We start from the raw sequence: 8475 nt of genomic DNA, 5'->3' as shown, positions 1-8475 counted from the left end.
CAGCGCATCTTTTTCACAAAACTTTCTCCGTCACAACCGGGAACAAAGTGAAAAGCTGTGGTATTATTAATCATAGCCCCATAATTGAAAGTATTAACTATAAAATAATCATGACAGGTTGCCGCATTAATAATCTTTTCAGAATCGCCGAAATCCTTTTTAAGACCTGAGAGTATTGCGCCATTGTTATCATCAGCAAGAGTTATTTTATTTATTTTAGCGTCATCAACAAACTGGGAAGCATAAGCTATTTTGTGAGCAGTTTCCTTTTCTATTCCAACAGAGCGGGCCATTGCCAGCAGAGCATAGAAGTGAGCATCTTTTTTCATTTCAAATCACCCTAATTATTTATTCTCACTTACTCTCTATCTTGTTTTTAGTCGACTTAAGAGAATTTAAATATTCAATGAACCTATTTTCAATCTTTTGACTGATTTCCTTATCTGCATAAAAAAGTCCAATTGACTTAACCATAAAATCAATATCTCTATAATTTTCTTTATTATACCACTGCAGTTCTATTCCAAATTCATTTTTTAAAGTCTTTTCTACATTAACCCCTGTTGCTTCCAGTGAAAAAGTCCTTTTTTTGGGGTTTCTACATATATTTTCACCTAATTTAAAACTACATTTTTTACTGCAGCCCATGCAGAAGCCATTATTCAAAAATACTAAATTATTATAATCATCTCTGATTTTATAACCCAGATTGGTAAGTAAATTTGAAAGGATTATATCCTGAAATCTATAATGAATATAATAATTATTACTGTTTTTAACCCCTTCACTTTTATATTCTGAGAGTAATTTAGCATAGATCATAATTGAATATCTTTTTGTTTTAATAATATCATCAAATTTCGGAGCTAATGGGGGGCAGCCTCCACCCTGTTGGTAGTTACCACAGCCTTCACATAAAGAGGTTATTTGATCATAATCATACACATAATTTTTTGATTCAATGAATTTATAATCCATTTCTATTGGATAAGTTTTCCCATTCCCTGTCGTATATAAATATTCCAAAATAAAGTATCCTCCCTTAAAAATTAACCAGTTATGAATTTATTCCAAAAGCAAATAAAGCCCCTATTAAAGCAATTATTATTCCACCAGCTATAGAACCATATATTTTTATGCTGGATTCTAACTTCTCAATTCTATTATTATTTTTTGCTAAAGAAACACTGGAACCCTGAATCATAGAAATTAACTCCAGCGGAATAGATTTAAATCCATCTTTATCCGTAAAATAATTATTTTTTCCATTTATAACTTCCTTTAAAGATTTTGGAATATAATCTTTATCATCATTTCTTAAATCATTTTCAAGTTCACTTAAATCCTGAGTTAATGTTGAAAAGAAAATCATAAAAACAGGAGTTCCCTTTTTCATTATTATATCATCAGGTCCAGCATTATAAACTGAAAAAATTAGTTTCCCTTTGTAACCTGGATCAACATGAAACCCCGAGATATTGACCAGTCCCATCTTCTTGTACTTAAACCTTACCGAAATAAACCCCATTAAATTAGAAGGGACATTAATATCTTCCTCAGTTTCTAAAAGAGCAAAATCTCCAGGTTCTATAGTCAGATATTGATTATTCTCATCCAGTATAGTAGGGCTTTTATTACCAGTTATATATGCTTCTTTTCCAAGATTTAAATCAACCTGCCAGCCATTAAAATTGTTCCAGTCCAAACCATAAGAACAATCAGGGTCACATTCTTTACCCTTGCATTCCTTCCACTTTTCACAGGTTATTAAAGAATCATCTCCATTTTTTGCATTTTTTATCTTATCAATTAATTCTTTTCCCGCTATAATTCCGGATTTAGAACTCATTATATTCCCCCTCAGCAAATATTAACACTAAAACCAGGTACTTGCAGCGAACATAGTTAGTAAAACCCCAATAATCACAAATATTAAATAGCTCACTTTATAATAAAAATTACTTAATTGAAAGTTCATCTTAATATTACTCTCATTTTTATTAAACTTGCTCAGCTGATCAAAAATATAAAAGATAATTTTAAATAAAACAGCTATACTTATTAGTAAAATTACAGTACTAAAGTTTGTTTTAATTATTTGTCTTAACTCACCAATTAAATTCATTTAACCAGCTCCTGTATAAGATATTTTTTTAAATTAATACATATTTTTACATTATATTTAAAAAAATAAGAACTTTTCAGTTCTTATTTGATTTCATATTCTATACAGCCTGGATCCGGACCGATTAACACATCTTTATGTTTCAACCATCTCTGTCCAGGACAACCACCTTTACAATTTTCAAGTTGACTGCAATTATTACAATTGCTTATCTGATATTTATTTAACTCTCTAAGCTGGTTTAATCTTTTATCATTCTGCCAGATGTAATATAAGTCATGTTGATTAATATTACTAACTGCCTTATCAGATTTAAAGGCTTCACAGGGATGTACATCACCATTGGGACTAATTAAAATTTTATCTTCTGCAGCCGAACAATTATCTGCTTCCTCAATAAACAGACATTTATACGGCGCACCTTTACGGATAATAATATCTTTTTTATTATTTATTTTAGTTTTTCCAGTTACAGCTGCGGATTTAGATTTAGACCAGCCTGAATATCATAGTTTTGAACTGGAAAATGGGTTGGAATTCATGGTTTTTCCAGACCATTCAATTCCTTCAATCAAATATTCAACCTATTATAATGTAGGTTCTATTGATGAAAAGGAAGGCCAAACCGGTATTTCGCATTTTTTAGAGCACCTGATGTTTATGGGCACCAAAAATCTTCCAGAAGGTGAGATTGATAATCTTATTACTTCTGTAGGTGGCCAGCTAAATGCAGCAACATTTTATGACTTCACATTTTACTATCATCAAGTTCCCGCTGCAGCTTTAGAACTGGCAGCTGCTTTAGAGTCAGATCGAATGCGGAATTTGACCTTTGATCAACAGAAAGTAAATAGAGAACGGGAAGTTATTAAACAGGAAAGAAGAATGAGAGTAGATAATAATATATTTTCTAAAGGTTTTGAAGAAATTAAAGCATATGCTTATCCAGATACCTACTTAGAACATGGTATTATTGGTTGGATGGAAGATATCAGCAATATTACTACAGCTGAATTAAAAGAACATTACCAGAGTTATTATTCTCCTAATAATGCTTTAGTGGTTGTAAGTGGTGATGTAAAAGTTGAGGCAGTAAAAAAGATGGCTCAAAAGTATTATGCTGATTTTAAACCGGCAGCAATAAAAAGAAAAGATTTTAAGTTTCCAAAGGAGGAAAGCGAAAAAGTATATACTCTTAATTTAAAGACCAATCTTCCTTATGCGTTTCAGCTTTATCAAATACCTGCAGGTGACCAATTGGAGTTAACCGCAGTAGAAATTTTCCTTGATATTTTAGCAAATAATCAGAGTTCTCGTTTAAAAGAAAAGCTGCAGAAAAAGGAAGAACTTATCTTAGCAAGTGCAGCTACCATTAATACCCTTCGTAAAGAATCATTTGCGGCAATTTATTTTATTCCTTCTAATCCAGACCTTGTTGAAACAGCCCAGCAGGCTTTTGACCGGGAACTAAAGCTAATCTTTGAAGAAGGAATAACCGAGCAGGAATTTAAAATAGTAAAAAAACAGTATCAGAAATCATTAATCTTTTCCCAAAAAAATATTGACTCAACAGCAGAAACTTATGCAATAAATAAAATTCGTTTTAATAAACCGGAGCTGCTGCAGCAAAAAATTGAGTATATGAACAATTTAACTAAAGAAGATGTGGTGCAGATTGCAGAAAAATATTTCAAAAAAAATCAACGGACAAGAGGTTATATTTTACCTGAAGCCAAAGGTGGTGCGCAGCAGTGAAAAAGACATATAAAATTTTATCTTTAACGATCATTATTTTATTCCTATTTACTTTCGGTGCAGCGGCTCAGAATCAAAATTTAAGTCCAGAATTTTTTAGAGAATTGGCAGATATAGTCAATGATGAACCTAAAATTGAGATACCTGATTATGAACTTTTTGAACTGGAAAATGGGATGAAGTTTTATCTAGCTCAGGATAAGAGTCTGCCGATCTTTGAAGTAAAGGGCTATATTAATGCTGGCCAAATAAATGAAAACAAAAATAATGCTGGTATCAGCTCTTTGATGACAGAATTAATGCTTCTAGAAACAGAAAATTATAGTGAGCAAAAATTGTCACTTTTTAAAGAAATTAATGCCTTATCCTTAAATCTTGCAGCGGGTTTTGATCGGATTTCTATCAGTGCTAATTCTCTAAGTACAGAAAGTTCAGAGCTGATCTCACTTTTAGCTGAAGTACTACAGCGGCCAAAATTTGAAGGTGATCATTTTACAAGAACTGTTAAAGAATCCAGGCAGTATTATAAACACCAGTTTTACAATGATTCTGCGCTTTTAAATATGCATTTTTTCAAAAACCTATATGGGCAACACCCTTATGGTTATAATTATGACTATGACTTAATTTTAGACTTTTTAGCAGAAGTGGAGCCGACTCAGGTCAAAGCTTTTTATCGTAAAACTCTTAGGCCAGAAAACATTGTATTTGCAGTTAGCGGTAATTTTGACCTTGACGAACTAAAACAGGAAATTAAAAGTAAATTTGCAGCTTGGGAAAACACCAAATCAGATTTAAATAAAAGCTATGTTAGTGTTAATCCCGAAATTCAGCAAAAAATAATAATAATTAATAAAGAGGATGCTACTCAGGCTAATATGAGAATGGGTTATAACTTTTACAGCAATAAATTTCCAAAGAAAATTCCATTTATGATGGCTAATCGCATTTTTGGTGGAGGCTCAATAAGCAGTCGTCTAATGCAAAATCTTCGACAGGATAAAGGTTATGTCTATGGTATATATGCTCAGACAAAATACAGTGATTATGGTGGAGCTTATTTTATTAATTTAAGTTTAGAACCTGAAAAAGCACTGGCCGGTATGGAAGCTGTCAAAGAAGAAATATTAAAGATCAAAAATGGAACTGAGAAATTTACTGAAAAAGAACTTTTTGAGAATATAAATCTATATAATGCAATTTATCCAAAAGCCTATCAGCATCAAATCGATGTTTTAGATCAAATTGTTTACCAAAAAGAATTTAATAATAAATCGGATAACTATATTAATAATGTGATCAAACAGTATAATGGCCTTAGTAGTGAAGAAGTTCAGAAAATTTTTGCTGAAGAGCTTTATCCAGAAATAATTTTCACTGTGATTGTGGGGCCAGCAGAAAAAATTAAGCCACAATTTGAAGATGCTGGTCTGGAAGTAGAAGTACTTGAGAATTCAATTCCAAATTGATTAGTCTGACTAATGAGCTTTAAAATGTTGAATTTAACTCTTGACAGCAGACTGTTTAATAAGATATTATAATAACGATAGTTGAATAATTAAAAACTAAGAAGAGAAGTAGTAATTTTTAAAAAGCTGAAAGAGAACGGAATCCAGCGGCTGTAAGATTCCGACAGCAAAAAGAAATGAAGTCGTCTCCGAGTTTTACTGACCAGACAGATTTTAAGCAGTAAATCGACCCATTGATTTTAATGCTAATCTGTAATAATCAGTAACGGCACAGCAGTCGTTAACAAATGAGAGCTTTCTGCATCATAAGAGCAGGAGGAACTAAGGTGGTACCGCGAATTTAACGCTCTTTCGTCCTTAACTGGATGGAAGAGCGTTTTTTATTAGTTATTAAATTTCACCTAATGCTTTGTTGTGAATAAAAATTAAAATATAAATACTAACTTAAAAATGGAGGGAATTAATTTGGAAAATTTAGAAAAAACCTATGATCCGGCCAAAACGGAAGATAAATGGTATGAATACTGGCTGGAAAACAATTATTTTGCACCAAGAGAAGAAATAGAAGATGAGAAGGGGACTTTTAGTATTGTAATGCCTCCCCCAAATATTACCGGACAATTACATATGGGACATGCTCTAGATAATACTCTTCAGGATATTTTGACCCGCTGGAAGAGAATGCAGGGCTATCGCTCCTTATGGCTTCCCGGAACTGACCATGCAAGTATTGCAACTGAAGTTAAGGTTGTCGATAAAATGCGGGAAGAAGGTGTCGAAAAAGAAGATATGACCAGGAATGAATTTTTAGAAAAAGCCTGGGAATGGAAAGAAGAGTATGGAACTAGAATTACCAATCAGTTAAAAAAGATGGGTTCTTCCTGTGACTGGTCAAGAGAAAGATTTACCCTTGATGAAGGCTGCTCAGATGCAGTTGAAGAAGTATTTATCAAATTATACGAAGAAGGCTTAATTTACCAGGGAGATTATATTGTTAACTGGTGCCCAAGCTGTCATACAACTTTGAGTGATATTGAGGTTGAACATAAAGAAACAGAAGGTAAGTTTTATCATTATAAATATCCTTATAAAGATCGGGAAGGATATATTACCATTGCTACTACCAGACCGGAAACTATGCTCGGAGATACTGCGATTGCAGTTCATCCTTCAGATGAGCGCTACAAAGATCTGGTTGGAGCCAAGGTAATTGTTCCTTTAGTAAATCGAGAAATCGAAATTATAGCTGACGAATATGTAGATAGTGAATTTGGAACCGGTATGGTTAAGGTAACACCTGCCCATGATCCAAATGACTTCGAAATTGGCCGCCGTAATGATTTAGAGATCGTAGAAGTTATTGACGAAGATGCAAAAATGACAGAAGCTGCTGGTGAAGCTTATGCAGGCCTTGACCGTTATGAAGCCCGCAAAAAAGTAATTGAGGACCTGGAAAAAGAAGGTTTACTGGTTAAAATCGAAGACCACATGCACAATGTTGGTGAATGTTACCGCTGTGATACAGTAATTGAACCTTTAATTTCCAAGCAGTGGTTTGTTAAGATGCAGCCGCTGGCAGAACCGGCAATTGAGGCTGTAGAAGATAGTGACATTAATTTTGTACCTGACCGTTTTTCAAAAGTATATATGAACTGGATGAACAATATTCGTGACTGGTGTATATCTCGTCAGCTCTGGTGGGGCCATCGTATCCCGGTTTATTACTGTAATGACTGTGATGAGGTAATTGTAAGTAAAGAAGAACCAGAAAGTTGTCCTAACTGCGGCAGCAGCAAGCTGCGTCAGGATGAAGATGTTTTAGATACCTGGTTCTCATCTGCACTCTGGCCATTTTCTACACTTGGCTGGCCGGAAGACACTGATGATTTAGCTAGCTTTTATCCGACTGATGTTTTGGTAACCGGTAGAGATATCATTTTCTTCTGGGTGGCCCGGATGATCTTTATGGGACTTAAATTCCAGGATGAAAAACCTTTCTCAGATATTTATATCCACGGGCTGATCCGCGATGCTCAGGGAAGAAAGATGAGTAAATCCTTAGGTAATGGAATTGACCCTTTAGATATTATCGACCAATTTGGAGCAGATGCACTGCGCTTTACTTTAATTACAGGTAATACACCCGGTAATGACATGCGCTTTAGAGAAGAAAGACTTGAAGCCAGCCGTAACTTTGCCAATAAGATCTGGAATGCTTCTCGTTTTGTCTTGATGAACTTAGAAGATTTTGATCTGGACTCAGTTGATGAGGCTGATTTAAAACCAACTCTGGCTGATAACTGGATGCAGAGCAGACTAAATACAGTCGCCGGAGAAATTGATGATGCTCTGGAGAAATACAACTTTGGTGAAATGTCAAGTTCCTTATATGATTTTATCTGGAATGAATTCTGTGACTGGTATATTGAGCTTTTAAAGGCTAGATTATATCAGGATGAAGATCCCAAAGCGAAGCTAACTGCACAGTATTATGCTCTAAATACTCTGGAAAGCCTGCTTAGATTATTACATCCGGTAATGCCTTTTATTACTGAAGAAATCTGGCAGAAGCTGCCGGGAACAGAAGGAACAATTATGAGAGCTCAGTATCCTGCTAAAGAAGAAAGTGGTTTAAACCCTGCTGCTGAAGAAAAAATGGAGCTGGTAATGAGTGTGATCAAGTCAGTTAGAAATATTAGAAATGAAATGAAAGTTAATCCAGGTCGCAGAATTAAAGCGCTGCTGGCTGCACCAGAAGCTAAGCTTGATATTTTAGAAGAAGGAAGAGAATATATTGAAAATCTAGCCCGGATCAAAGATTTAAAAATAGGTGGAGACGAGCTGGAGCGACCTGATAAAGTTTCAACTTCAATAGTTAAAGAGGTTGAGGTTATTCTGCCGCTTGAAGGCATGATTGACCTGGATAAAGAAATAGAAAGAATGGAAAAAGAAATAGAAGAGATGGAATTTGAAATTAAAAGAGCAGAAAGTAAATTAAATAATAAAGGCTTTGTTAATAACGCTCCTCAAGATTTAGTTGAAGGAGAAAAACAGAAGCTCAAAGAATACAGAGAAAAGAAAGAAAAGCTAATTGAACGCAAAAAAGAATTAGCTGAATAATTTGGT

The 8475-nt window shown here is 34.0% G+C and carries 8 protein-coding genes and 1 other annotated feature; of the genes, 3 read left to right on the top strand and 5 right to left on the bottom strand.

All coding sequences use genetic code 11. The features are described 5' to 3' along the window. The 5 genes from CI949_RS13200 to CI949_RS20945 form a co-directional block, all read right to left on the bottom strand. Positions 1–329 (bottom strand): DUF6765 family protein (locus tag CI949_RS13200; RefSeq protein ID WP_290767200.1); only part of this gene is annotated, 329 nt, incomplete at its 3' end. Between the two features lie 25 nt (positions 330–354). Beyond that, positions 355–1026: a DUF2284 domain-containing protein gene (locus CI949_RS13195; RefSeq protein ID WP_290767198.1), complete on the bottom strand. Its 672-nt coding sequence runs from the start codon at positions 1024–1026 to the stop codon at positions 355–357. A gap of 31 nt (positions 1027–1057) precedes the next feature. Continuing rightward, complete coding sequence (locus tag CI949_RS13190; protein WP_290767196.1) at positions 1058–1849, bottom strand: dCTP deaminase domain-containing protein; 792 nt, start codon at positions 1847–1849, stop codon at positions 1058–1060. A 27-nt stretch (positions 1850–1876) separates the two neighbouring features. After that, a complete protein-coding gene (locus tag CI949_RS13185; protein WP_290767194.1) occupies positions 1877–2125 on the bottom strand; it encodes a hypothetical protein in 249 nt (82 codons plus the stop codon). Positions 2126–2208: 83 nt separating this feature from the next. After that, complete coding sequence (locus CI949_RS20945; protein ID WP_365941642.1) at positions 2209–2478, bottom strand: SPASM domain-containing protein; 270 nt, start codon at positions 2476–2478, stop codon at positions 2209–2211. On the opposite strand from CI949_RS20945, the gene CI949_RS13180 reads away from it, so the two are divergent. From CI949_RS13180 to CI949_RS13170, 3 genes are all read left to right on the top strand, one after another. Continuing rightward, positions 2468–3880 carry a pitrilysin family protein gene (locus CI949_RS13180; RefSeq protein WP_290767192.1) on the top strand — a complete coding sequence of 471 codons (1413 nt, stop codon included), beginning with the start codon at positions 2468–2470 and terminating at the stop codon, positions 3878–3880. The genes CI949_RS20945 and CI949_RS13180 overlap by 11 nt on opposite strands. Further along, positions 3877–5349 (top strand): pitrilysin family protein, encoded by a 1473-nt coding sequence (locus CI949_RS13175; protein WP_134059921.1) that lies wholly within the window; start codon positions 3877–3879, stop codon positions 5347–5349. The genes CI949_RS13180 and CI949_RS13175 overlap by 4 nt, the downstream gene beginning before the upstream one ends. Before the next feature lie 89 nt (positions 5350–5438). Next, positions 5439–5711 (top strand) — a binding site (T-box leader). A gap of 103 nt (positions 5712–5814) precedes the next feature. Continuing rightward, positions 5815–8469: a valine--tRNA ligase gene (locus tag CI949_RS13170; RefSeq protein ID WP_133618428.1), complete on the top strand. Its 2655-nt coding sequence runs from the start codon at positions 5815–5817 to the stop codon at positions 8467–8469. The last annotated feature ends 6 nt before the right edge of the window (positions 8470–8475 follow it).

The organism is Halanaerobium sp. (genome assembly GCF_003070835.1).
This window is presented reverse-complemented; position numbering and strand designations above follow the sequence as displayed.

Bases quoted from the DNA above. Each gene is read 5' to 3' on its own strand.
- CI949_RS13190 (WP_290767196.1), bottom strand. From the start codon at position 1,849: ATGAGTTCTAAATCCGGAATTATAGCGGGAAAAGAATTAATTGATAAG.
- CI949_RS13185 (WP_290767194.1), bottom strand. From the start codon at position 2,125: ATGAATTTAATTGGTGAGTTAAGACAAATAATTAAAACAAACTTTAGT.